We start from the raw sequence: 24,238 nt of genomic DNA, 5'->3' as shown, positions 1-24,238 counted from the left end.
TTTTCGAGATATCAAACCAGCTCCAACCGCCCAGCCTTCTCCTTGGCGCGTCTGCGTCGGTCGCCTTTTCGCTCTCGGCCTCTCTCACCCCACCTGCTCGGGCGTCAGGGACAGACTCAGCTCAAGCAGCGCCTCCGGGTCGAAGGCGAACTTGCGAGCAAAGTGAGCGGACGAACTCCGCAGGCGGGGAAAATCGTCTCGCGTCAGTGTGCGCGGATGATTGACCTGCCCCGCCCAGTCCGTGAATCTCTTGTTATCCGCCGAGATCTTCAGGCCCGGAACATTGCACAGCAGCGTATGCGGAAATCCCTCATCGGGATTTGGGCGCCGACGGAAGTGATCGATAAGTTTGCGATTCAACGCACTGTCCTCGAGCATGGCCTCTGCCGTCGCACGATTACCCGTCAGCCAGAAGTCGCCTGCGAAGCTGCCGATCGAGCCGTCGAACGGCGTAAACCGCTCGATGAAGAATCTCTGCCGCAGATAGACGGCTTTCTTCCTCCACTTCAGGCGCGTCGCAAGCTTGTAAAACCCGAACCCGATCGCCACATATCTCTCGAAGGCCAGACGTTCCCATGCCGGATGGGCGAAGTTCTCCTCGCCGAATCCCTCCGGAGGTAGAGGCAGCCGGCACGGTCCGATCGGCCGATGATAGAGGTACGCATCGAAGCCGCCGCCGTAAAGATCCTCGAGGATGTAGCTGGCCGATTTAACAGGGAAGTCGGAAGCACTCAACACCACAAACCAGTCGGGATTATGCCGGGAGTAAAGCTGGCGGGTCGCCTTCAGCTGCCCTCCCACAACGCCCCATCCCCCCCACCGTGTGGTCTCCCAGTCCTCCACAAAGCTGACGTTTTTCGGAAACAGCGACGTGTTCACGTCGCATTTGCTGAAGTCGTGGTGAATCACGATAGGAGCGGCATCGAAGAGCCGGGTGAGCTGCTGGCACAGAAACAGAATCTGCGAGGGATTCTGGTGCGTAAGCAGAACGAAGCCGATCGATGGGTTCAAGGAGCCGATGCCTCCGGGCAGCTGCTGTGGGAATGTGTCGAGGGCGTAGAGGCCCTGTTGTGCAGATCCGTGAGATCTGTCGTTCTCATGGCCAACTCCGATGAATCGGAGAAGCCCGGCCGAACCGAACGTTCTGTAGATAAGAATAACGCTCTCCGACCAGTATCCGCCTGGAGAACCGCCCCGCGCCACGCCCGGATAGCCCGGTTCATTTCAATGGCCTGAAAGCCGAGGCAAGAATAACCCCCGGTCCGCCGAAGGGCAGCCTTCAGGAGATGGCTAAATCGTATGCGGATTCCGGACCCCAAAGCTGGTGCGGTTTGCTGCATCCTCACCCCTCCCATACAATCGAATATTAAAACTCCAACGGCCACGCGCCTTCCACAAGGCCTCTACCATCACCTAAAAGAGACATGATCAATCTTCCGCTTCCCGAAGCCCTTACCTTCGACGACGTTCTCCTCGTACCTGCCTACAGCGAAGTCATTCCCACCCAGGTCAGCACCCAGACCCAGCTGACCCGCCGCATCATCCTCAACACCCCTCTGCTGTCGGCTGCCATGGATACGGTTACCGAGTCGCGTCTTGCCATTGCCATGGCGCAGCAGGGTGGAATGGGAGTGGTTCACAGGAACCTGACCATCGAGCAGCAGGCCGGTGAGATCGACAAGGTCAAGCGTTCCGAGTCCGGAATGATCGTCGATCCCGTCACCATCGATCCTGATCAACCCATCGCCGCCGCGCTCGATGTCATGCGCCGCTACAAGATCTCGGGCGTTCCTGTCACCAGGAACAAGAAGCTGGTCGGGATCCTCACCAACCGCGATCTCCGCTTCGTCTCCCGCACCGACATTCCCATCTCCGACGTGATGACCAAGGAAAACCTCATCACCGTCCCGGTGGGAACGACCCTCGAACAGGCCGAGCAGATCCTCCATAAGCATCGCGTCGAAAAACTGCTGGTGGTCAACGACGAGTACGAGCTCAAGGGCCTGATCACCGTCAAGGACATCCAGAAGAAGCTGAAGTATCCCAACGCCAGCAAGGACTCCCAGGGACGTCTGCGCGTCGCCGGAGCCATCGGGGCGACCGGAGACTTCCTCGAGCGTGCCGAAGAGCTGGTTCGCGCAAGGGTAGATGCCCTCGCGATCGACTCTGCCCACGGGCACTCCTCTCGCGTGCTGGAGGCCGTTCGCGACACCAAGCGGAAGTTCCCCGAGATGGATGTTCTCGCCGGAAATGTGGCCACCTACGAAGGCGCTCTCGCTCTCATCAAGGCAGGTGCCGATGCCGTCAAGGTTGGAATCGGACCCGGCTCCATCTGCACCACCCGCATGGTCACCGGCGCAGGCATGCCGCAGATCACAGCCATCTCCGAGGCCTTCCGGGCAGGGCAGGAGAATGACATCCCCATCATCGCCGACGGCGGCATCAAGTACTCGGGCGACGTCACCAAGGCCATCGCTGCCGGAGCCTCCGTCGTCATGATGGGATCGCTCTTCGCCGGAGTCGACGAGTCTCCCGGCGAGACCATCCTCTACCAGGGCCGCTCCTTCAAGGCCTACCGCGGCATGGGTTCGCTCTCGGCCATGGCCCAGGGCTCCGGCGAGCGCTACTTCCAGAGCAAGGACGATATCTCCGAGGCCTCCACTGAGCGCCAGAACCTGACGGCCCGCGAGACCTCCAGCTCCAACCGCCTCGCAAAGTTCGTCCCTGAGGGAATCGAGGGACGCGTGCCCCACCGTGGGCCGCTCGAAGGCATGGTCTACCAGCTGGTCGGTGGTCTCCGCTCCGGAATGGGATATCTCGGCTGCGCGTCGATCACAGAGCTGCAAAACAACGCGCGCTTCATTCGCATCTCCGGGGCCGGTCTCCGCGAGAGTCACGTACACGACGTCATCATCACCCGCGAAGCTCCCAACTATCACGTCGAGTAGTCATCCACAGCCTTGAACGCGAGGAGAACCGCCAGCAGGTTGCCTCGCGTTCGGCTGTTCTGAGAGCGGCCGCCGCCATATACCTGTCAAGCTCATTCCCAGGCAAACTACAGAAAACACACGCCGATCCATTGCCGATCAATTTCCTCTGTTCGGTAAAATGGAAGTAGCCGAGAACCCTGCAAGCAAATAGAGGGGTCGGTACCTCGGCGTGATCTGGGCTTGACGGATTTCCTGTAAGTCTTGCGCAATCAAGATTTTGCAAGATTCGCCCTTTAGAATCAGGAATTTACGCAGGTGGTCCGAAGCTAAGCTATTTGTTTGGAAGATTTTGCGCAAATATCAGGGGGTGGCTAGCTTCGCGTCCACTTCGCGGAGTCTCGGGACAGGACCATGGCGTCGAAGCGATGCCGGACTGTGAATCCTGCCTCCTCGTAGAGCGTCACTGCCGGTTGGTTCGACTCGGTCACGGTCAGAGTGATCGCTGCCGTGCCCCCTCGCCGCAGGCTCTCGATGGTATGGTTCAGCAGGGCTCGACCCAGGCCTCTGCCTCGATGCGATGGAGCGACGCAAAGCTGGGTGATATGGACCACATCGTGCCCGACTCGCGAGCAGAGGATCATCCCCGCCAGCCTTCCCGTGGCCACGTCGCGCAGCAGCCATGATTCCCGCTCTTCGAAGACTCCGCAGCCCGGAAAGCGGACGATGTTGTGCAGGAAGCGAAGAGAGCCGTGCAGCGTGCAGTACTGGTCGTTGATCTCCGCGTCCACGTGTCGCCCATACGCATCATGGATCAGCTCAGCCGCGGCCTGGTAATAGAGCGATGACCACGGCATCAGCTCCACGCCTTCTATCCGGCTGGTGCGTGGCTGCTCTCTGCGGTTCAACTCAAGTTCCATGAACAGCCGTGGATGACGAACAAAACCGGCTTCGTTGAACCCGGCATCCATCCGCCCGGCGTCGTAGAGCAGGAGCTGCGATTCGATCCGCGAGATGCTGGGCGAGTGCAGCAGCAGGTCCAGCAGCTTCCGCAGCAGGGCATCGGCAACATACAGGCTCTGCTCCTCGCTCGTCGTCTGGGCGAAGGCATCTCCGACGACCGCCTTCTGTCCTTCGTAGACACAGAAGGTGTAGCCTGCGATCCGTCCGCGGTCAAGGGCGACAAAGCCGGGGAGAATGCGCGAATCCAGATACTGAAGCAGAAGTTCGGTTGAGCTTCGATAATCCCAGCGAAGCCTCGCCTGCCACAACTCAGCCTCCGCCTCCAGCAGCGGACGAAGCTGGCGCGCGGAAAACTGCCGCAGATCCAGCAGTTCGAGTTGGGTAGCAACCGGCATCGGAAAGAACTACACCGCAACGGGAGCGGAAGTCTCCGTTGAGCTTACAGAAATTCATCCTGCTCCGGCACGAAATCCTTCGGCCGGGATGCTTCCTCGTCAGGGCCGCGCGGCAACCCGATAGGCCTCAAGTCCCTGCGAGTCGTACAGGAATAGCGGAGTATACATGCGTCCGGCAAGATAATGCTCGAGAGTGGCGCTGTCCTTGGTCGGAATCACCAGCACGTGCTCCTGCGCAGGAACGCCGTCCTGCTCGTAATGAACGGTCGCCTCATTCCTGTAAAAAGCGATTCCATAATCGATGTCGCGCCGGACCTGTTCCACAGCGACGATCTTGATGCCCGGCGCCTTCTGCGCAATCTCCTGGGCCAGCGGACGGGCCGAGTAGTTGATGTCCAGATCCCTTCCGTGAAACCCGAGAAGGAAGACCAGCACGGCCAGCGCCGGCAGCAGCGTCACGTTGGTGACCTGGGAGACTCCCCAGCGCCGGATGACCAGGAAGACCAGCAGCGCAAATGCGAGCGCCGCAGCGCCAGCGGCCACAAGCCAGCCCATCGCAGGCACCAGGGTCTCGTACTTCATGTGCTGCGGAGCCAGCGTCAGGACGAACACCAGCACAGCGCAGGTGCCTGAGTGAGCCCACAGAAGCCAGCGAGGCAGGCCGCAGTGGCGCACACGGTTCAGATAGTCGGCGGTAAGGATCGTCAGAGGAGGAATGGAGGGAAGGATGTAGCCAGGAAGCTTGGAGCCGGAGAAAGAGAAGAAGACGATCGGAAACAGAGCCCAGAGAACCAGAAACTCCGGGAAGGCATCCCCGGCTCGGGTATGGCCCAGGTAACGTTTGGGATTGTGCCGCACCTTCCACTCCGCGATCGAAACCTCGATGGAATCGATCAGGGCTCGAATGGCGATCGCCGTCCACGGCATCAGCCCGATAATTAGCACGGCGACGTAGTACCAGAACGGCTGGTGGTGCTGGTAACGGTTCGTCGCAAACCGTTCCAGATTGTGTTCCTTGAAGAAGACCCGGAAGAAGGTCGGGTTGTGATGCTGGACCGCTAGAAACCAGGGGAGCACCATCGCAAAGTAGAGCGCCACGCCGGGTAGCCAGATTGTCCGGCGCAGAACGGACCACTCACGGCGCAGGCCGGCGAACAGCAGGATGATGGCGAGTGCAAGAAAGGGAGCTACCGGGCCTTTCGCAAGGGTCGCCGCAGCGCCGAAGAAGTAGAGATCGAAGAGCCAGAACTTCTTGCCTGTCTCGTACCACGCATACCAGCCCAGCATTCCGATACAGAATGGCGCGGCAAGCTGCATGTCGGTCGACGCACCCCGGGCGAAGCTTACGATGGCGATGCACGAGGTCGTAATCAGGGCCGCAGCAAGATGACCTCCGGGGCGGAATCTGCGCATGTGCAGATAGATAAGAACGATGAGGGCGAATGCCCCGGAAGAGGATGGCAGTCGAGCGGACCAGTCCGAAACCCCGAACTCTTTGAAGAATCCCATGGCGCGCCAGTAGTAGAGCGCGGGCTTTTCGAGCCAGGGCTGCCCATAGAGGATGGGGGTGACGGTCCCTCCCGCAAGGCAGTGGTAGGAGGCTCTGAGATCCGCAAGGCGGAGGCTGCGCGGTACGATCTTGGCGTTGACCTCATGACAGGCTGCCGAATGCGCCTCCAGCATCTCGCGCGCCACCTGCGCATAGCGAGGCTCGTCGGCTCCGACAAGGCCAAGCTGGTCGCCTCCAAACATCGGAACGAGGCCATAGAGGAGGAGAAAGCCGCTGACCAGAACGAGAATCAGGAGTTCGCGAGGAACGGCCGCTTCCGGACGATGCCAGAGACGATACAGTCGACCGTGCGATGCATGCGTGGCCTTCGGGCCCTGTCCGGTCGATGGTGAAGAATCAATCATTTCGGAAGAGAAACGAGACAAGGCTAACAGAGTCCAGTTCTAAGCTGTTGAAGGATTCGCTCTGTCGCGACCGTGAGAGGTCCATCCAGAGTGCAGCCGCTGGCGCTTCGATGGCCTCCGCCGCCGAAGCTTTCGGCTATCTGAGCGACGTCGATCTTACCCTTGCTGCGGATGCTCAGACGGTACTGATCCGCGGAGGGAATCTCCCGCAGAAAGACGGCCGACTCGACGCCGGCGATGCTGATCAGATAGTTCACGACCCCTTCGCAGTCCTCTGCGCCCGCTCCTGCGCGATCCATGTCGTGACTGGTCACCCAGCTCCATGCTACCGGGCCCTCAGTTTGCAGGTTCGAGAGGGCAGTCCCAAGCAGACGAATCTTGCTCTCAGGATTGGAGAAGTAAATGTCGCGCGCGATCTGGCTCGGGTTAGCGCCGTGAGCCGAAAGATCATGCGCAATGGCGAAGGTCTCGGCCGTAGTGCTCGAATAGGTAAACGATCCGGTGTCGGAGATGATTGCGGTATAAAGGCAGGTCGCCATGGAGGGAGTGATCTTGACTCCCGCGACGATGGCCAGCTTGTAGACCATGGCAGCGACGGCGCACGCGTCTTCTTCAATCCAGTTCGCTACTCCGAACGGACGTCCGCTGGCGTGATGGTCGATGTTGATCAGGGGACGTCCTTCGAGACCGGCGAGGCCGGTTCGAGGGATTCCGTCGCATTCGAGCACAACCGCCGGAACTGCGAGATCGGGCTCGACCGCGCGCGCGTCTCTCGTAAGCCGGACCCGGTGTATGTTGGGCATTGTGCGATAGATGCCGGGAATTTCGTCTGCGAATACGACGATGCACTCACGCCCCATCTGCTCAAGTATCTCCGCCATAGCGAGAACTGAGCCGATTGCGTCGCCGTCCGGCCGCGCATGCGAGGTAATCAGGAAACGCGGATGAGACCGGAATTGCTCAAGAAGAGCAGGAATGGGTTCTTCAATCTTCATGAGCCGGTCGCCGCCTGTGAAGCTTCCACATCCGCGGAGGCCTGTTTCTTTTCTCGTTTCTTCATCCGGCTCAGAAGCTCTTCCATTCTGCCGGTCATCTTCTGGGATCGGTCGATGGCGAAGGTGAGGTCGGGAACGTGGCGGACGCCCATGCGATCGCGAAGTTGTGAGCGGATGTAGCCTCGGGCGGTCATCAGGCCCGCAAGCGTGGACTCTTCTTCCTGCTCGTTGCCGTGGACCGCAACATAGATGCGAGCAGATTTGCCCCCAGGGGCGAGGACGACGTCGGTTACGTAGCTCGGAGCGATCCTTGGATCGGAGAGCTCGCCTTCCAGCATTGCCCCGATCTCTTCCGAGAAAGTATTTGCGACGCGATTGCGGTGATGTGCTCGAGCTCGTTGTTCTGCCATACGGTTTCTGCCTTAGTGAACTCGTTAGACTATCAGACCTAGCTTTGTATATCTAATGCGAAAGGTGGATTTCAGGGTCCGTTTCGTGGATAACTCCGCTAATCCTGAAGAAATTCAGCATAAGAATCTGTTACTTCCGCTCCCAGGGCCTGGGTCAGGCGGTTTGCGGCCTGGTCAATCTGCTGCAACTGCCCAGCGAGATAGCTTTGAGAAGCTGAGATGACGGCGATGCCGAGGCTGGCGCGATTCCAGATCTCTCCGGAATCCAGCTCTGCAATCGCGAGGTTGAACGAATGACGCAAACGATCCTTAAGTGAGCGCACCACCTGCCGTCGGTCCTTGAGAGACTGAGCGTGAGGGATCTCGATCTCGAGGATGAGCCTGGCAACTGGCACGGTCTCGGCAAATGACAGCTTACTCCTAGAAGTGAATGACGAATCCGAAACCAGGCTCAATGGTCCATGTTTGCTGCTGGATGGTCAGGAAGTTCTGACCGAAATCGGGAGCCTTAAAGAATGCCTGGCGGAACTGAGCGCGGAGTCCAAAGTGAGGCGTGAGTTCCTTCTCCAGACCGACGGAATAGTAGTAGGTCGCGCGAGCCTGGGTACGGAGTCCCTGTCCGCCGTTGGGGGTGGGCTTGAACTCTGTCGTTCCCGCGCCTACCGCGATGAAGGGCTTTGTGCCGAGGAGCTCGTGGTCAGGATGCATGACGTAGCCCAAAGAGAATTCGCTGGCGTTGTTCTGAACACCGCCAATGATGTAGTTCGAAAAGTTCTGCGTATAACGGGCGTAGGTATAGTTGAACTCGCCGCCGATGTAAGCCGATTTGGTGTACCGCACTGTCACCAGGGCCCCGAGCGTAGAGCTGGCTTTCTGATCGATGCTCTGGTCGAGGTAGTTGTTCCCCTTGACATCTTTGGTGAAGGATCCGATGCCGCTGACGGCAACGTCAAGCCTGGATAGGTGCTTGTCGAGGGTGGGATTGCCTGCGGTGGCCTGGGCGTTGGCCGACGATGTTGCAAGGGTTGCAAACAGACAAAAAACGAGGCTCCACACACGCAGTGGGCAAGACGCGATCGACATCAGCGAAGTACTCCCTTGAAACGAAAAGTGTTGCCTAATTAGTCTACTCTGGATCGACGGTTGACGTGTTGTGCTGCGCCTTGTGACGGACCGGCTCGACCAGCAGCATGAGTCCCTCGACGGCTTTCACGCGAACCTCAGAGTTCGGGAGCGGTGGAGAGAGATCCTCGGAGATAACCCGGGCCTCCCAAAGTTCGCCGCGGATCTCAACCTGGAAATCTCTCCCAGACTGGTCTTCGATGGCTGAGGTTCTGACGATGGCGATCGCTCCGATCATCGTCTCAGGACCAGTGAGGACTTTGCTGCGACGGGCTCGCAGGGCGATCCATGCAAGAAGGAATGAGATGCAGCCGAAACCCAGGCCGGCGGCGACTGCGGTCGAGGTATGAACTCGCTGTTCCGGAATTGGGCCATCGACAAGCGTCATAAGCCCCGCTGTGAAACTGAGGGTTCCTGCCAGCGCCAGAGCACCGTGGCTGGGGAATTGCGCCTCGAGGAGGAACATGGCGACACCGGCGAGCAGAAGGAAGACTGCCGTGTGATGGATCGGGAGCAGGTTGAGGCCGAAGAGTGCAAGCACGATAAACAGCGTTCCCAGCGCTCCCGGAACGATGGTACCCGGAACGTTGAATTCGAGGTAGATCAGCAGCGCGCCGAGCACAAGCACAAGGACTGCCAGATCGGGGTTGGCGAGACGGCTGAGCAGGCGCTCGCGAAGGGAGGGTGGAAGTAGGACGATGGGTGCGCCCGCCAGATAAAGCGTCTGGAGAGAGCCATCGAATCGATGAATCTGCCTTCCGTCAAGCTTGCGCAAAAGAGTGGCGTCGTCAGGAGCCGTAATGTCGATGAGGTTGAGCTCGAGGGCTTCGTCATCGCTGTAGGATTTGGAGGTCCGGATCGCATCTTCCGCCGCAGACAGATTGTGCCCTCTGCGGGAGATATAGGAGCGAAGAAAGGCAAGAGCGTCATTCTCGATCTTCTCCTTGAGGATGGGATCGAGCTGCCGGCCTTCGACGATCGGATGGGCTGCTCCTGCATTCGTTCCCGGGGCCATTGCGGCGACGTCGGCGGCCTCGAGCAGGAAGAATCCGGCAGAGCCAGCTCGGCTGCCTGAGGGCGAGATGTAGATGATGACGGGCGCGCGGGAGCGCTCTATGGCCTGCACCATCTCGCGGGTTGAGCTGAGCAACCCCCCGGGGGTTCCCAAGGAGATAAGAACCGCTGGCGCATGACGGCGATCTGCCTCAGCGAGTCCGCGCTCCAGATAACCGGCCGAGACAGGTTGGATGGTGTCGTGCAGGGTTAGCTTGAGGACCGGTTCGGGTGAAGCAAGCGCGCATGGTGCAGAGAGGAGCAGGAGAACGAGCCAACAGATCTGCTTGAAGAAGAGGTCGCGTTGGCAGCTTCGTGTCATGAGGGTCTCAGGGAAGAGTTTGTCCGCGTGCGGCGAGAGCCTGTTTCATCCCGAGGGCGGCAGTGTTGGTGGGATCGATCTTTAGCGCCTGCGCAACGTCGGCGGCGGAGGCAGCGGCCTGGTTTCCGTTCAGCTCCAGGCGAGCGAGAACAAGATACGCGGGAGCATTGGGCTTCAGCCTGATGGATGCCTGTGCCTCTTGGCGAGCGGCGGCCGCATCTCCGCTCTGCTCGCGGACCTCGGCCAGTCCTGCACGAGCCTGCGCGCTGGTGGGGCTCGCGGAGAGTGCGGACTGGAACTCTCGTTCAGCCTCAGGGATGAGCCCCTGGGCGAGGTAGTCGCTCCCCATCTGTACGTATTGTGTAGCCTGCTCCGCTGGAGGCAGCGTTGCCATGCGGGCGGCTCGCAACTGGTCGATCTGGAAGGCGGCCTGGCGGAACGAGGCTTCGGAGTAGGTTCGGCGGATGCGCTCGAGAGGCTCGAAGCTGGGATCTGCTGAATTGCTGGTCTTTGCCGTCGGGACATTAGCCGAGATTGCGGGTTTCGAAGGAACTCCGCGAGCGATGAGGGACTTTAAACTGGAGGCTTCGGTATCGGCAGGCCGAAGCTTAAGAACCAGATCGACTCGCGTTGCGCCTCGCCAAGGTTCCCGGAGCGATACAGAGATACCGCAAGATTGTAGTGATAGTCGGGGTCCTTCGGGTCGGCGGCAACGGCTCGCTGGAACAAAGCTGTCGCATTATGGCCCTGGCGACTGAGAGCGACGGCCTGGTTATTGACAACCTCTGGCAGGGGAAGACGAGTGGCCACGAAGCTGAAGGCCTGTTCCGCCTCAGCATAGCGGGCAGAGTTGAACCGTGCGAGGCCGAGATAGAAGTTGGCCTCGAGCGCGAGACGCTCATTGTGTGGAATCTTCCCGAGCGTGGCGGCGGCGCGATCGTAGTCGCGTTCCATGTACTGAGTTTTGCCAAGCGCAAGCAGTGCCGCAGCGTAACCAGGAGATTCCTGCACGGCGAGCTGGAGGCGCTTGATCCGCTCCTGTGGCGCGGCGGTGCCGATACCGCGAATGTAGTTTTCAAACGCACTTAGCTTGACCTGACCGGAGCCGGCGAGAAAGGTCTGCTGCGCGACATTGAACTGCGGGTCGATATCTTTGGCAATCTTCCAGGCGATGGTGTTCTGCACGTCAAAGAGCCGGCGCAGATCGTTGGAGTCTTCCAAGGGCCGGGACATCTTCAACTCATTGACTGAAAGCACCTGTGCCCGGGCAGAGATACGGCCATTTGCGACGTTATAAGAACCAATCACTACGTAGTTGGCATCAAGCGTCTGGGCAATGCGGATGGTGGTTGCGCGTGTGGGGCGGAAGTTGGCGGGAAATCCGAGGTGATCGAGGGCATATTGGCGATCCTCGCGAGATATGGTGAAGAAGCTCGCGGAAGAGAGTCGTTGGTTGAGTGTGTCGGGAAAAGAATCCCCGATCCAGGCCAAGTCTGCCTGTCCCGAACGGTTCTCAAAAGGAAGCACCAGAATGACTCGACCGGTGGGTGCCGCCGCCTGGTCGGTCTGCTGCGCCAGTAAGGCTGAGTTGGTGAACAAAAGGAGTGCGACGAAGAGCAAGAGACCGCGAGACACGAAACGAGATGAGGGAAACCTGAGCACAGCTAGAGTATAGAGCTTCCATGCGTGACAGACAGGGGGTTCAGACGAGGTGTAAGGGGACGGGAACATGCCCTTTATGGACTGGTAATCATCACAGCGCAGGATGATTGCGGCATGAAGCGAAGACTGGCTCGCAGGGAAGCTGAGGCTGAGGAGACGATTGCTGAGCTCTTGAATCTTCATCTGAAAGATATTGACGGCAAGGCGCTCAATCAGATCCTTGTAAACCGAAGCGCAGAGTGATTACTAGGGTCTTGTCGGCAGAGTCACCGATGCATTAACGGCGCGAGGGAACCGAAGCACCGCGGCCCACTCTCCCTTGCGCCGTGCCTGCCAGACGATCTCTCCGTGGAGCATCGCGGCAGCTTCGGAGGGCGTGAGATCGTGGTGGAAGTCGAAGTACTTTGCGTCTGCGCTGGTGTTCGCTTTGCCCAGATTGAGCTGATTGGGTGGAGGTTCCCACTTGGTGGAGAAGATGAGCGCCGTATCGTAGCTTCCGGGGTCCTGCGCTGCCTGGGCAATCTGATCGAAAGCGAAGTTCTGGAGTGAGACTACCTTGAGGGGCTTGTGGACGTAACCCAACTCGGGCCGGGTCAGTTCCGCACTGGCAGGCCAGGCGGTGAGGACGGTGGCGGCTGGATAGCGATGTTCGATTAGCGCGATGGCCCGCTGGTGCAGAACGATCATATCGCGGTAGGTGAGGTTGTCTTCCGGAGCGAAGGCGTAGGGTGGGTTGATCCAGATGGCGGCAACAAACGCTGCAGCGCTGAGCGCAAAGAGCAACCACCACTTTCGGATATGCCGCTGCCAGGCAGCGACGCACAAGAGAAGGATAAGAGGATAGATGGGTAGCAGATAACGCGTGAGTAGAGCTCCGCCCAGCACGGAAAAAGCGACCCAGTTGGCAGCAATCACTGTGAATATCGCAGCTGTGGTTCGGCGCGACAGATGCCGGGCGGTGGATGGCTTCAGAGGTACGAAAAGGACGGCGATCGCGCACACGACCGGCACGTACATATTCATGTGTGTGGTCAGGTGCAGCAGCCGGTGCCAGAGGGAAAGCAGGATTCGTGCCGGTCCCAGATTTGCGGTCGCGTTGTAGCGAAGGTATTCGGGATTGCCGAAGATGAATCCCGTGCGATGGCGATGATAGGCGTACCAGGCTGCGAGTGGAAGAACCGGAGAGACAAGCGACGCAACCCAGAGCATCTGGGAGCGACGCTCTGAGGAGTTCTTCTCACGTACCAGGAGGTAGAGCTCGAAGCCGGCGAGAGCGAGCGGGGTAACGATGGCGGTCTCTTTCGAGAGCGCGGCGAAGGAGAAGAGTCCCGAGACGAGGATCTGATTTTCAGCGTCTGGCTCAAGGTAAAGCGCTATCGCCCAGAGAGTGAATGCGGCAGCGAACATGTCGGCATGAGCCAGCGTGCTTTGAGCAAACCATATGGGATAGGTTGCTGTGAGGACAACGGTCGCTGCCGCAGCCGAAGTGTTGAGCAGGGAACGGGTAAGACGAAAGATCGCGACCAGTGCCGTCGCCGTGACCATGACGATCAGAGTTCGTGTGCCGCTGATGACAAAACCTGAGAGGTGCCACCATGAAGCGAGAAGGATGGAAGGAAGAGGAGGGTGAGCGTTCGAAAGTGTCGTCTGGGGAATCAGGGAGCCGGTCCGGAAGAAGTCCCAGGCGGCGGGAATGTAGTAGCCAGCCTCGTCCCAGAAGTAGGGAAGACGCAGCAGTGTGAGGTGGCTGAGGTAGACAGCCGCAAAGAAAAGAGGGAACAGCAGCCCAGTTGAAAGGTCGGCAGGGCTGCGGCGGGGATTCGAAGAGGATCGCACGCGCCTCTTAGTGGACAGGGCCGCCAGCTTGTGGAACCTGTTGGTCGAGAGCAATGGCTCCGAAGGTCTGCTCATACTGTCCCACGTTGTGGGTGAGTATGTTCAGCAGCGCCTTGGCCTGCTGGGGGCTCAGATAAATTCCCTGGAAGTTTTTGACCGTAAGCTCATCTGGAGAGTCCTGGCTCATAGTTCCGAAGACCAATTGGAAGTCCCACACTGACATGCGGACCTGAACGCTATTTGCGTATCCCTCGCGGTAGTCCGGGGTGTGGGAGAGGTTGAGCCTGGGTTCTACGGTGGGTTTTTGCTGATTCATCCGGTCACTTCCAAAAGAGTTGGTGCGAAAGGGGGGACTTGAACCCCCACGGGTTGCCCCGCCAGATCCTAAGTCTGGTGCGTCTGCCAATTTCGCCACTTTCGCACATGGTCTTGCATTGTTTGATGGGTCAAGCGTCTGACGGACAGCCATTCCAATAACTCTGGTTGCGGCCTGAGTCAGGAACTGACGCCCCGCCATCTGAATTGTACTGTGATTGGGGGAGCGATGCGACTATGCGGGTCTCAACGGCCCATCGCAATCAGCACGGCACAAGTGCGGGTCCAGATCGGGCGCGATTCTTCGAGCGGAAGCAGAGGACGATGCCTGTGAGAGCAACTGGATAATCACCTTCAGAAGAGCCGAATCTTTGGTAACCCGGAATATTTTCCGGTGTTTTTCGGGAAAGCGGAGCCTTATAGTCCCTGCATGAAGTTCCCCTGAGCGCTCGCTTTCAGCGATTGACCGGGAGTCTTCATAGACAGATGTTGTCATGGAGTATGGGATGTGCGGCATTGCAGGGATCTTCAGCTCTCGATCAAATTCCGTAGATCTGCGGGAGAGTCTTACAGCCATCACTCACAAGATGGCGACTCGCGGCCCTGATGCGATGGGTCAATGGATCTCTTCTCAGGAGAAGGTGGGGCTTGGCCATCGCCGCCTATCGATCATCGACCTGGATACCCGATCGGATCAGCCCATGCATTCGGCGGATCAACGCTATACGGTAGTGTTCAACGGGGAGATCTACAACTATCGAGAGCTGCGCCGGGAACTCGAGGGAAAGGGGTGTCAATTTGTAACGACGGGTGATACAGAAGTCCTGCTTCAGATGTATGCGGAGTATGGAGCGGCCATGCTGCACCGACTGCGCGGCATGTACGCGTTCGGTATCTGGGATGAGAAAGCGCAAGAGCTGTTTCTGGCCCGCGATCCGTTCGGGATTAAGCCGCTTTATTATGCGGAGGGCAACGGCTGCCTGTATTTTGCGTCGCAGGTGAAAGCGCTGCTCGACGCTCCCGGCATAGATCTGCGGGAACAGAGTGCGGCTCATGTGGGATTCTTCGTGTGGGGATCGGTGCCGGAGCCGTTTACTCTCTACCGCGGCATTCACTGCCTTCCCAGCGGCACATGGCTATGCGCAGGCAGGGATGGTATCTCTGGGCCGCGACGATTCAGCTCTCCGGTAGAAGCGTTCACGCAGTTTCATCCGAGCGAGCTGCCGAAGAGCGAGGCTGAACGCGATTCGCGTCTGCACGATGCCCTGAAGGAGAGCGTACAGATGCATGAGATCGCCGATGTTCCAGTGGCGGTCTTCCTGTCCGCAGGGCTCGATTCGGGAGTGATCGCATCGCTGGCCTCGGAGAACGGCCGTCATGTGGAGGCGCTGACCCTTGGCTTCGACCTGCTGCGGGGGACTGACCACGACGAAACTTCCCTCGCAGCTCGAGTCGCTCGGGAATATGCGTTGCCCCATTCCACGCGCTTTATCGATCAGGCTACGTTTGTCGAACATCGCGAAAGATTATTGCAGCAGATGGACCAGCCCACGATTGACGGTGTAAATGCCTATTTCATCAGCTGGCTGGCGCGGGAGTACGGGTTCAAGGTTGCGATAAGCGGTCTTGGCGGCGATGAGATCTTCGGGGGATATCCGAGCTTCAGACAGATTCCTCCAACGGTCTACGCGGTGAGCGCGGTCAATTCAGTTCCTGTGGTCGCGCACGCCTGGCATAGAGTAACCGCGCCGCTTATGCAGCGCTTTACTTCGCCCAAGTACGCCAGCCTGTTCGAATACGGCGGGTCCTGGGGTGGAGCTTACCTGTTGCGCCGAGGCCTGTTCATGCCGTGGGAGCTGCCGCAGTTTCTGGATCCGGAGATGGTGCGAACGGGATGGCGGGAGCTTGGGTCGATTGAGAAGATGAATGCGCTGGTTCAGCCCCTCGGAGATTTGCAGGGTACCTCCCGAGAGCAGGCGAACTTTCTGCGTGTTTCCGCTTTGGAGATGAGCTTTTACATGCGCACTCAGCTGCTGCGTGACGCGGACTGGGCAGGCATGGCGCATTCTCTCGAAATTCGTGTGCCCTTCGTGGATATGGCGCTGCTGCAAAAATTAGCGCCATTGCGGGCCAGCCTTCTGTCTCCGCGGAAGTCGACGATGGCCAAGGTTTTACAAAAGCCGCTTCCCGCGGAGATTCTGAACCGGCCGAAGAGCGGGTTTCGCGTGCCGGTACGGGAATGGATGCAGGAGACTCCCGAGCGCGGCCTTCGGCATTGGGCGAAGTACGTGTATGGCAAGCTGTGGACGGGCACTTGCCCGGCAGTCAGGGAGTCATTCATATCGGATGAACCCTCCCACGCGGCTTAAGTCTATTCTTGGCCGCGAAGAGGAAGGGATCCATCCGGACCCCCGGAAGTTGGGTGGCTGCGGAGAGGTATGGCAATGAATTCATTGCAGATCTTTGCCCTAATTTTTAGGAAGAGTTTGGTGGCGAGCTCCTGTCGATTACGTTACAGTGAAGCTACAGCTATTTGAATCTATACAGCTCTTCGCGACTGGCCACGATGCCTCTCCGGCGAAGCTCCATCTCTTTCGACAATCAGGTCTTTCAATTTTCTCCGGCGACAGGGGAGTTGATGACAAATCCTTCCAGGGCGAGGTGTCTTTCGATGGGAATCAGCAGACGCGATTTTCTTATGCGTGTAGGGCAGGCTGGCGGATACAGCGCTGCGTTCTTAACCATGCAGTCGTTGGGACTGATGCCAATGAAGGCGTTGGCACCCGAACCGATTGCCGCTGCAGCAGGAACAGGCAAGGGAGTAAAGCTGGTCGTATTGGGCGGCGGAGTCGCCGGACTGGTGACCGCCTACGAGGCGAAGAAGCTGGGCTACGACGTGGTCTTGCTCGAAGCACGTCAGCGTCCCGGTGGAAGAGCGTGGAGCGCCAGAAATGGTGACGTCGTCGAGTTTGTTGACGGAACCAAGCAGCCGATCACCTGGAGCGAAGGGCTTTATCAAAACATGGGTCCGGCGCGGCTTCCTTCGGTCCATGGAACCATGCTTGGCTATTGTCGCGAGCTCAAGGTCCCTCTGGAAGTGGAGGTCAACACCTCGCGTTCTACGCTGCTGCAAAGCGATAAGGTCAACGGCGGCAAGGCAATCTGTCAGCGCAAGGCCATCAACGACACGCGCGGCCAGGTGAGCGAACTGCTGACGAAGGCAATCGCCGGCGGTGCACTCGATCAGGAGCTGAGTACGGAAGATCGTCAGCGTTTGACGGATGTTCTGAAGGTCTACGGTCCCCTCGATAAGAGCGGTAAATATGTCGGGTCGGATCGCGCTGCCATCACGCGGTATCCCGGCGCTGGCCCGGAGACAATGGTGGTGGACAACCACCCCTTGAGCATTCATGAACTGCTGGATGCGAATTTCTGGAATGCAGAGCTCTACGAGGAAGCCTGGGACTGGCAGGCGACGATGTTCCAGCCAGTCAACGGCATGCAACAGATCTCCATCGCGCTTGCAAAACATCTTGGCCCAGTGGTCGTTTACGATGCTCCGGTTACAGAGATTGCGAAGACCGCCAAAGGCGTTCGCATCGGATACGGCAACGGCAAGAGCCTCGAAGCGGATTACGCAGTGTGCGCAATGCCGCTGACGATTCTCAAAAAGATTAAAGCGGATCTCGATCCGGCACATCGTGGTGCGGTCGACCGCGGCGGATCTGCGTACCGTGGCTCGTGTAAGGTTCCGTGGGAATCACGGCGCTTCTGGGAGATGGATTACAACATCTACGGGGGCCTGTCGTTCCTGTCAGCAGGTCCAAGCCCTGTCTGGTATCCCAGCGCATCCATGTTCAGCGATCGCGGTATCGTCGTCGCAGGTTATATGGATGAGACGACCGGCGGGTTTGACAAGCTCAGTATGCAGGAGAAGTTTGAGGCCTCGCGCGCTTCCATTGAGAAGCTGCACCCTGGCCACGGCAAAGAGCTTGAAAAGCCCATCTTTTGCGGCTGGAAGCATATCAAGTGGAATGAAGGTTCCTGGATCGGCCAGATCTCTCCAGCCGACTATGACGTCATCACACAGCCCGACGGGCCCATCTACTTTGCAGGCGATCACACCAGCCACGTTGTCGGCTGGCAGGAGGGCGCCGCGCTCAGTGGCAGGCGAGCAGTCCAGATGATATGCGATAAGGTCAAAGCCGCACGACTGGAAGGCAATCATCGCCAGGCAGTTTCAGCATAGCGTCGCCGGTATGGGGCTTCACGACAGAAAACGATCGATAAGGAGATTTGTGTGATGAAGAACATGAAGTTAGCCGTAGCCCTGCTGGCGACGTGCGCATTGTCGTCTGCACCAAGCTACGCGCAGACAGTGGTCAAACATATCCAGGATGAAAAAGGCGCCATTGCGAAAGGCGTATGGGCTGGAGATACGTACTACCTGAGCGGACAACTCGCATCGCCTGTAACTCCTGCGGATCCTGCAAAGGGCACAGCAGCAGAGTACGGCGATACGAAGGTGCAGGCGGCCAGCGTCTTCGCCAAGATCCAAGCCGCGCTCAAAGAACAAGGTCTCGACATGAAAGACGTTGTCAAGATGACAGTCTTCCTGGGGCCAGATCCAAAGACCGGTAAGCTGGACTTCGCTGGAATGCAATCCGAATACGTGAAGTTCTTCGGTACGAAAGAGCAGCCCAATAAACCGGCACGGTCTGCGTTTCAGGTCGCGGCGCTTGCAGCTCCCTGGGCAGCGCTTGAGATTGAAGTGATCGCAGTGAAGAGTAATTAAAAGGCAAGAAGAAAGGCCGGGGCCACGTGGCCCCGGCTTTTTCAGCTCGAGTTACTTCTTCGAAATTTCAGAATGGATCGTTGGAGTGGAGCGAAGCTCTCGAGCGCGCTGTTCTACAGCTCGCATCACGCGCAGAAGATTTCCTCCATATATCTTTTTGATGTCCTCTGCGCTGTAACCCTTCTCAAGTAAAGCTCGCGTGAGAGCCGGAAATTTGTTGTAAGAATCGAGTTCTGGCGGTACACATGCCACACCGTCGAAATCGGTTCCGATGCCGACGTGATCGATACCTCCTGCCTTCACTGCGTGATCGACCTGCGCGACTACGTCGGCCAGGGTAGCCGGTGGTACTTTGCCGCTGAACTCAGCACGAAGCTTTCCGATCGCGGCAGATCGAGCTGCAGGGTCTTCGAGCTTCATCGCTTCCATGTATTGTTCCCGCATCGAGGCCTGCAGCGGTTTGGAATCATTGAAGTAGCGCTGCGAGAGGAACTCGCAACCGAAGTTGATCTGGACAACACCGCCCTTTTCCGCAAGCGCCTTGATCATCTCGTCCGTCATATTGCGGGTATAGCTGGTGACGGCGCGGCATCCTGAGTGCGAAGCGATGATGGGTGCCGAAGAAGTTTCGAGCGCATCCCAGAAGGTCTTGTCAGCGGTATGGGAGATATCAACCATCATTCCCAGCCGATTCATCTCTCTCACAACATCCTTACCGAACGGTGTGAGGCCGTTGTGATGGACCACCTTGGGATTGTCAACGTCGCCCTGCGAATCTGCCCAGTTGTTGGTGTTGAAATGTGTCAGGGTCATATAGCGGACACCCAGGGCATAGTAGTCGCGGAGCAGCCGGAGCGAATCTTCGATAGCATGGCCACCCTCGATTCCCATCAGTGCAGCAATCTTGTGCTCATTGTGAGCGCGCACGATGTCGTCAGCAGTTGTCGCGAATACAAAATCGTTGGGGTGAGCTGCGATGACGTCGGTTCGTACCGTGTCGATCATCTCGAGAGCCCGATTTGCTGAATGGTTGCCATTCACATAATCGGCTCCCACAAAGACCGCGAAGAACTCTGCCCCCAGGAAACCCTTCATCCTGGGAAGATCGGTCTGTCCGTGAGTATTCGGAGTAGCGATGTCGTACCCTTCGACGGTGCGCGAAGTTACGTCATTGTGCGTATCTATGAGAATGGCATCTCTGGTGATGCGATCTACCTCTGCTTGAGTCACTTTATGCGGCTGGGCGGAAAGAGGAAGAACAAGAAGGGCAAAAGCGGCGGCAGACACACGTTGCGTTAGCAAGGAGAAGGTGCCTTTCTGAGCAGCTAGATTCAATTCCGTTTCTTACACCATAAAGGCAAATGGAAAGGCGAAGTGAACATCACTTGCAGCCTTCCAGAAGAAAATATGAAAGGGAGAGCAGTTCGTTTGGGCATAGTTTCCGACCGGCGCGCTTCAAGATTGGGTGAACATTTTTATTGACACCTCATACCGTGTCCGATACGCTTAGATGCAATACCACAAAGGCTATTGTCCACGTTGGGTAAGGTCGCCGCTTCTGCGAGAGCCTTGCTCTAAGAAGTGTATCTTTAGCTCCCTTTCGTACTGATGCAAGGGATGAGCAGAGACAACGTCAGTCCTCCTGCTCCGTTCAATTTGCCTGACAAAGAAGCCGGCGGCGTAGCCGGTGAGCAGATTGTAGAGACCCCCGCAGTTATCTACAGCATTCGCTAAAACATACGTTTTGGTCCGTATTGATATCCGGACGATGGCGCTACTGTGCTTGAACGCGCAGGCGACCCCGGTGTCTCTAAACGGACGTCGCTGATTCTCTGTCTGCTTTTGAAATTTCTTTCTCCCGTGGCCTGGACGAACAGGCTGTGACCCCCACATGTGTTGAATTCCCCGCTGGAGGCCGAATGATGGTTTGCTTAAAAAAGAGTTTTTACAGCTATCTACTAGTGGTTGTGCTCCTGATGACGTTCGGAACTGTTGCCTTTGCGCAGTCGAATTACGGAGCGGTTCGTGGAATCGTTGCAGACGTTCAGGGAGCCGGTATCCCGGGAGCGACCGTCGTTCTGACGTCGGATACCACCAAGATTTCGCGAACTACGGTGAGCAACGGATCCGGTGAATATGCCTTCAGCGCCGTCCAGCCTGGCACCTATTCCGTCACGGTCACGAGCGACGGATTCAAGCGATCCGAGGCAAAAGGGCTCACGGTCGATGCGGGAAACACCATCGGCCACGATGTTGCGCTTGAGCTCGGTTCCACCAGTCAGAGCATCGAGGTGACAGCTGCAGATCCCGTGGTCGACAATACGACTTCCTACGGCGGACAGATGATCGACGCGCAGAAGCTGCAGAATCTGCCGAATCCCGGTCGCAATCCGTTCCTCTTCTCCAAGCTCGACAACGCGGTTGCTCCGGTCGGCGACCCGCGTTTTGTACGTTTCCAGGATCAAAGCGGTTCTTCGACGATCTCTATTGCGGGTGCTCCCGCAAGTTCCAACAACTATTCGGTTGACGGTGTGCCGATCACCGACTTCAATAACCGCGCCGTCATCATTCCATCTCTGGAGTCGGTGGAAGAAGTCAAGATTCAGTCCAACACCTATGACGCCGAGATCGGCCGCACCAGCGGCGGCATGTTCAATACCACCTTGAAGTCTGGTTCCAGCGCACTTCATGGCGTACTGATGGGCGAGACCCGCCAGACCAACTGGGGCGCAAACACGTTCTTCAACAATCGCAACAACACACCGCGCGCGCCGCAGAGTTTTATTCCTACGTCGGCAGCCTCTCCGGTCCGATACCTCTACCTCGTTGGCTGGGCGGAAAGGACAAGACCTTCTTCGCTATCACGGAGGAGGGCTACCGGCAGCGTTCGCCATTCGTGAACAACACCTCGTTTGCTGTTCCGACGAATCTTCAGCGCACAGGTGACTTCTCCGAAATCGGTACCGTGTCCCCGGATGGAAAGACCTGTTTGAGTGGCACCTGTATCAAGAATCTTGCGGCAGGCGGAACCACCTACTATCCGGGCAACAAGATCACCAACGTCAACCCCATTGGCCTTAAGCTCATTCAGGCTTACCCTGTTCCTAACACCTCCATCACTGCTCTTGGGCAGCCCAACTTCAATGGTGGCGACACGCTCGGCGACCGCGCTGATGAGTTTATCGGCAAGGTGACGCACCAGTTCTTCAACTGGTGGCTGGCTGACTTCTACTACATGCACTACGGGAGCAAGGAACCGGGCGGCAATCCGTTACAGACGGCGGCCAGCTACTCTGGCTCGTACCTTCTTTACCGCAAAGTCGACGCAACCGGTATTCAGAACACCATAACGCTGAATCCCACTACCGTACTGACGGTTGGCTTTGGGTTCAATCGCTTTCCCAATGACACGCAGGACATCAGCTCCGGTTTCGATCAGTCCACGCTGGGCTTTCCGAGCTACTACACTTCTGCCATGTCGAAGAAGGCGTTTCCTCGAATCGTAACCGATGGAAGCTGCCCCAACGGAACCACCCTCGTTTGCGAGGGTACCTCGAACTCGGGACCGGCGGTATTCTTCTCTCGCAACTTCGTCGCCGGTGTAGCCAAGTCGTGGGGCAAGCATAACTTCAAAGTCGGCTATAACTACCGGTCGATCAGTGTTACCTTCACCAGCCTCAGCGATACATCAGGGACGTTCACGTTCAACGCCCTTTCCGGTGCCGCCGCTGCAGACATACTGCAAGGTTATCCGACGACGGGTTCCATCATCGTTCCGTCAAGGTTGGCGTACAACACCCCCTACCAGGCGGTTTACTTCCAAGACGATTACCGTATGACTCCGAGATTGACCCTGAATCTTGGCTTCCGCTATGAGCACGAAAACGGAATTCACGAGCGGAACAACCAGATTTCGGTTGGCTTTGATCGGACGGCGACCTACAACGCTTACAACAGCGGAATCCAGGCGACGGGTGGTGTGATGTTCGCCGGTCAGAACGGTTATGGTACCAATACCGGGAACATGGGAAGCGAATATAATCCCCGCGCTGGTTTCGCCTACGCCCTCGATAGCAGTACCGTCCTCAAGGGCGGCTATGGAGTGTTTTATATCCCGCAGGTTTATAGCAACAGCAACAGCTACGCCCCGGGCTATAACCTGACAAATTCGATCCCTACGCAGACAGCTACGAATGCGCCTATCAGCTTGAGCAATCCCTATCCGTCCCTTCAGACCACGCCAACCGGCAACGCCAACGGACTCGCGACCAGCATCGGAAGCACGTTATCGCTGATCGACCAGTATCGGCGCTCGCCCCTCTTTCAGAGCTATTCGCTGGCAATGGAGCACGAGTTTCCGCTCGGATTCGCACTCAAGATCGGCTACATTGGCGGCCATGGCCGTAATCTCACCAACAGCCGTAACATCAACCAACTTCCGGATGGTCGCTACGCATTGGGTTCTGCTCTGAGCACTGGCGTTACCAATCCTTATGCAGGTGTGGGCGGCTGGGGCAGAGGTACTGTCGCTCGCTACCAGACGCTTCTGCCGTTCCCGCAGTATCAAGGCATCACCCTGGCGCAGAGCACCGGCGTGTCCGACTACAACGGGCTCGCCGTCAAGGTACAGAAGCGCTTCAACAGGGGCCTGACTATCCTGGCTTCGTACACCTGGTCCTCAAACTGGGATAACCTCTGGGGGGCTTCGAGCACTCTCAACTCTGGAAACAATGGCCCTCAGGACTCCTACAACCTTGCGCCGGAGTACTCGCGGGCGATCAACGACATTCCCAACCGCTTCACCGTCTCCGGAACCTATGAGCTTCCCTTCGGTCGTGGAAAGATGTTCCTGGGAGGCGTCAACCGCTGGATGGATCTCGTTGTCAGTGGATGGCGGTTCAACGACGTCATGATCATGCAGAATGGAGCGCCTCTTGCCATTACGCAAACCAATGCGAACACCGCGTTTGGGAACGGCGCCCAGCGGCCGAGCCTGATTCCGGGAATGAATCCCTGTAAGTCCGGGCGCCCTGAGGATCGTCTGAAGAGCTACTTCAACGCCAATGCTTACTCGATTTCACCCCAATACTCCTACGGCTCCGCAGCGCGTACCAGCAGCTGCTACGGGCCGGGCTACATCAACTCCGATCTCTCGCTTAATAAGGACTTCCATGTGACAGAGCGGGTACACGCTGAGTTCCGCGCTGAAGCATTGAACGCCTTCAACACTCCTCAATTCTCCACGCCGACCCTCTCAGTCGGCGGCGGTACCACCCGCAATGCCTCCGCCGGCCAGATTACCGGTACGCTGGGCTTCCCGAGACTGGTCCAGTTGGGAGCGAGACTCTATTTCTAAGCTCGTGAAGAACCGTCTGTTCCGGGGAAAGACATCGCTAACGCGGTGTCTTTCCCTTTTGCGAGAAGCGCAGGAGAAGACTCCGGCTCTGTCCTGCCGTCATCTCCCTATGATAAAAAGACAAAACCGGTAGCGATTCTGGCCGGTCCGCTTCGCTGCTTACGTGAAACCTG

19 protein-coding genes and 1 tRNA gene are annotated in these 24,238 nt (G+C 58.0%); 6 read left to right on the top strand and 14 right to left on the bottom strand.

Features of this window, described 5'->3' with window-relative positions; genetic code table 11:
• Positions 1-84: 84 nt before the first annotated feature.
• Positions 85-1,011, bottom strand: coding sequence for a beta-1,6-N-acetylglucosaminyltransferase (locus tag JAO29_RS12575; protein WP_334268567.1), 927 nt, complete (start codon positions 1,009-1,011; stop codon positions 85-87).
• A 413-nt stretch (positions 1,012-1,424) separates the two neighbouring features.
• Between JAO29_RS12575 and guaB the strand changes: the two genes are divergently transcribed.
• Positions 1,425-2,948: an IMP dehydrogenase gene (guaB, locus tag JAO29_RS12570; RefSeq protein WP_334268566.1), complete on the top strand. Its 1,524-nt coding sequence runs from the start codon at positions 1,425-1,427 to the stop codon at positions 2,946-2,948.
• Positions 2,949-3,301: 353 nt separating this feature from the next.
• Here guaB and JAO29_RS12565 read toward each other — a convergent pair whose 3' ends face one another.
• The 12 genes from JAO29_RS12565 to JAO29_RS12510 form a co-directional block, all read right to left on the bottom strand.
• Positions 3,302-4,285 carry a GNAT family N-acetyltransferase gene (locus JAO29_RS12565; protein ID WP_334268565.1) on the bottom strand — a complete coding sequence of 328 codons (984 nt, stop codon included), beginning with the start codon at positions 4,283-4,285 and terminating at the stop codon, positions 3,302-3,304.
• A 99-nt stretch (positions 4,286-4,384) separates the two neighbouring features.
• Entirely contained in the window at positions 4,385-6,199 is a 1,815-nt protein-coding gene (locus JAO29_RS12560; RefSeq protein WP_334268564.1) for an ArnT family glycosyltransferase, read from the bottom strand.
• A gap of 23 nt (positions 6,200-6,222) precedes the next feature.
• A complete protein-coding gene (locus tag JAO29_RS12555; RefSeq protein WP_334268563.1) occupies positions 6,223-7,194 on the bottom strand; it encodes a DHH family phosphoesterase in 972 nt (323 codons plus the stop codon).
• The gene (gene rbfA / locus JAO29_RS12550) at positions 7,191-7,604 is read right to left on the bottom strand and encodes a 30S ribosome-binding factor RbfA (protein WP_334268562.1); all 414 of its coding nucleotides are present in this window, start codon (positions 7,602-7,604) and stop codon (positions 7,191-7,193) included. The genes JAO29_RS12555 and rbfA overlap by 4 nt, the downstream gene beginning before the upstream one ends.
• 98 nt (positions 7,605-7,702) lie before the next feature.
• Entirely contained in the window at positions 7,703-7,999 is a 297-nt protein-coding gene (locus JAO29_RS12545) for a DUF503 domain-containing protein (protein WP_334268561.1), read from the bottom strand.
• A gap of 25 nt (positions 8,000-8,024) precedes the next feature.
• Positions 8,025-8,687 carry an outer membrane beta-barrel protein gene (locus JAO29_RS12540; protein WP_334268560.1) on the bottom strand — a complete coding sequence of 221 codons (663 nt, stop codon included), beginning with the start codon at positions 8,685-8,687 and terminating at the stop codon, positions 8,025-8,027.
• Positions 8,688-8,730: 43 nt separating this feature from the next.
• Positions 8,731-10,101, bottom strand: a complete 1,371-nt coding sequence (locus tag JAO29_RS12535) for an NfeD family protein (RefSeq protein WP_334268559.1) — start codon at positions 10,099-10,101, stop codon at positions 8,731-8,733.
• A 7-nt stretch (positions 10,102-10,108) separates the two neighbouring features.
• Complete coding sequence (locus tag JAO29_RS12530) at positions 10,109-10,495, bottom strand: tetratricopeptide repeat protein (RefSeq protein WP_334268558.1); 387 nt, start codon at positions 10,493-10,495, stop codon at positions 10,109-10,111.
• A 179-nt stretch (positions 10,496-10,674) separates the two neighbouring features.
• Positions 10,675-11,946 (bottom strand): tetratricopeptide repeat protein, encoded by a 1,272-nt coding sequence (locus JAO29_RS12525; protein ID WP_334268557.1) that lies wholly within the window; start codon positions 11,944-11,946, stop codon positions 10,675-10,677.
• A gap of 63 nt (positions 11,947-12,009) precedes the next feature.
• Positions 12,010-13,599, bottom strand: a complete 1,590-nt coding sequence (locus JAO29_RS12520) for a glycosyltransferase family 39 protein (protein ID WP_334268556.1) — start codon at positions 13,597-13,599, stop codon at positions 12,010-12,012.
• Between the two features lie 7 nt (positions 13,600-13,606).
• On the bottom strand, positions 13,607-13,915 hold the full coding sequence (locus JAO29_RS12515) for a DUF3467 domain-containing protein (protein WP_334268555.1): 309 nt from the start codon (positions 13,913-13,915) through the stop codon (positions 13,607-13,609).
• Positions 13,916-13,935: 20 nt separating this feature from the next.
• Positions 13,936-14,020: transfer RNA gene (locus JAO29_RS12510), tRNA-Leu, on the bottom strand.
• Positions 14,021-14,420: 400 nt separating this feature from the next.
• On the opposite strand from JAO29_RS12510, the gene asnB reads away from it, so the two are divergent.
• The 3 genes from asnB (at position 14,421) to JAO29_RS12495 (ending at position 18,709) form a co-directional block, all read left to right on the top strand.
• On the top strand, positions 14,421-16,283 hold the full coding sequence (gene asnB / locus JAO29_RS12505; protein WP_334268554.1) for an asparagine synthase (glutamine-hydrolyzing): 1,863 nt from the start codon (positions 14,421-14,423) through the stop codon (positions 16,281-16,283).
• A gap of 302 nt (positions 16,284-16,585) precedes the next feature.
• A complete protein-coding gene (locus JAO29_RS12500; protein WP_334268553.1) occupies positions 16,586-18,163 on the top strand; it encodes a flavin monoamine oxidase family protein in 1,578 nt (525 codons plus the stop codon).
• A gap of 54 nt (positions 18,164-18,217) precedes the next feature.
• Complete coding sequence (locus JAO29_RS12495) at positions 18,218-18,709, top strand: Rid family hydrolase (protein ID WP_334268552.1); 492 nt, start codon at positions 18,218-18,220, stop codon at positions 18,707-18,709.
• 51 nt (positions 18,710-18,760) lie between these two features.
• Here JAO29_RS12495 and JAO29_RS12490 read toward each other — a convergent pair whose 3' ends face one another.
• The gene (locus JAO29_RS12490) at positions 18,761-20,044 is read right to left on the bottom strand and encodes a dipeptidase (protein ID WP_334268551.1); all 1,284 of its coding nucleotides are present in this window, start codon (positions 20,042-20,044) and stop codon (positions 18,761-18,763) included.
• A 584-nt stretch (positions 20,045-20,628) separates the two neighbouring features.
• Here JAO29_RS12490 and JAO29_RS12485 point away from each other — a divergent pair.
• On the top strand, positions 20,629-21,609 hold the full coding sequence (locus tag JAO29_RS12485; protein ID WP_334268550.1) for a carboxypeptidase-like regulatory domain-containing protein: 981 nt from the start codon (positions 20,629-20,631) through the stop codon (positions 21,607-21,609).
• The gene (locus JAO29_RS12480; RefSeq protein WP_442886385.1) at positions 21,522-24,065 is read left to right on the top strand and encodes a carboxypeptidase regulatory-like domain-containing protein; all 2,544 of its coding nucleotides are present in this window, start codon (positions 21,522-21,524) and stop codon (positions 24,063-24,065) included. The genes JAO29_RS12485 and JAO29_RS12480 overlap by 88 nt, the downstream gene beginning before the upstream one ends.
• The last annotated feature ends 173 nt before the right edge of the window (positions 24,066-24,238 follow it).

This window comes from Edaphobacter sp. HDX4, assembly GCF_036877565.1.
GTDB lineage: Bacteria > Acidobacteriota > Terriglobia > Terriglobales > Acidobacteriaceae > Edaphobacter.
This window is presented reverse-complemented; position numbering and strand designations above follow the sequence as displayed.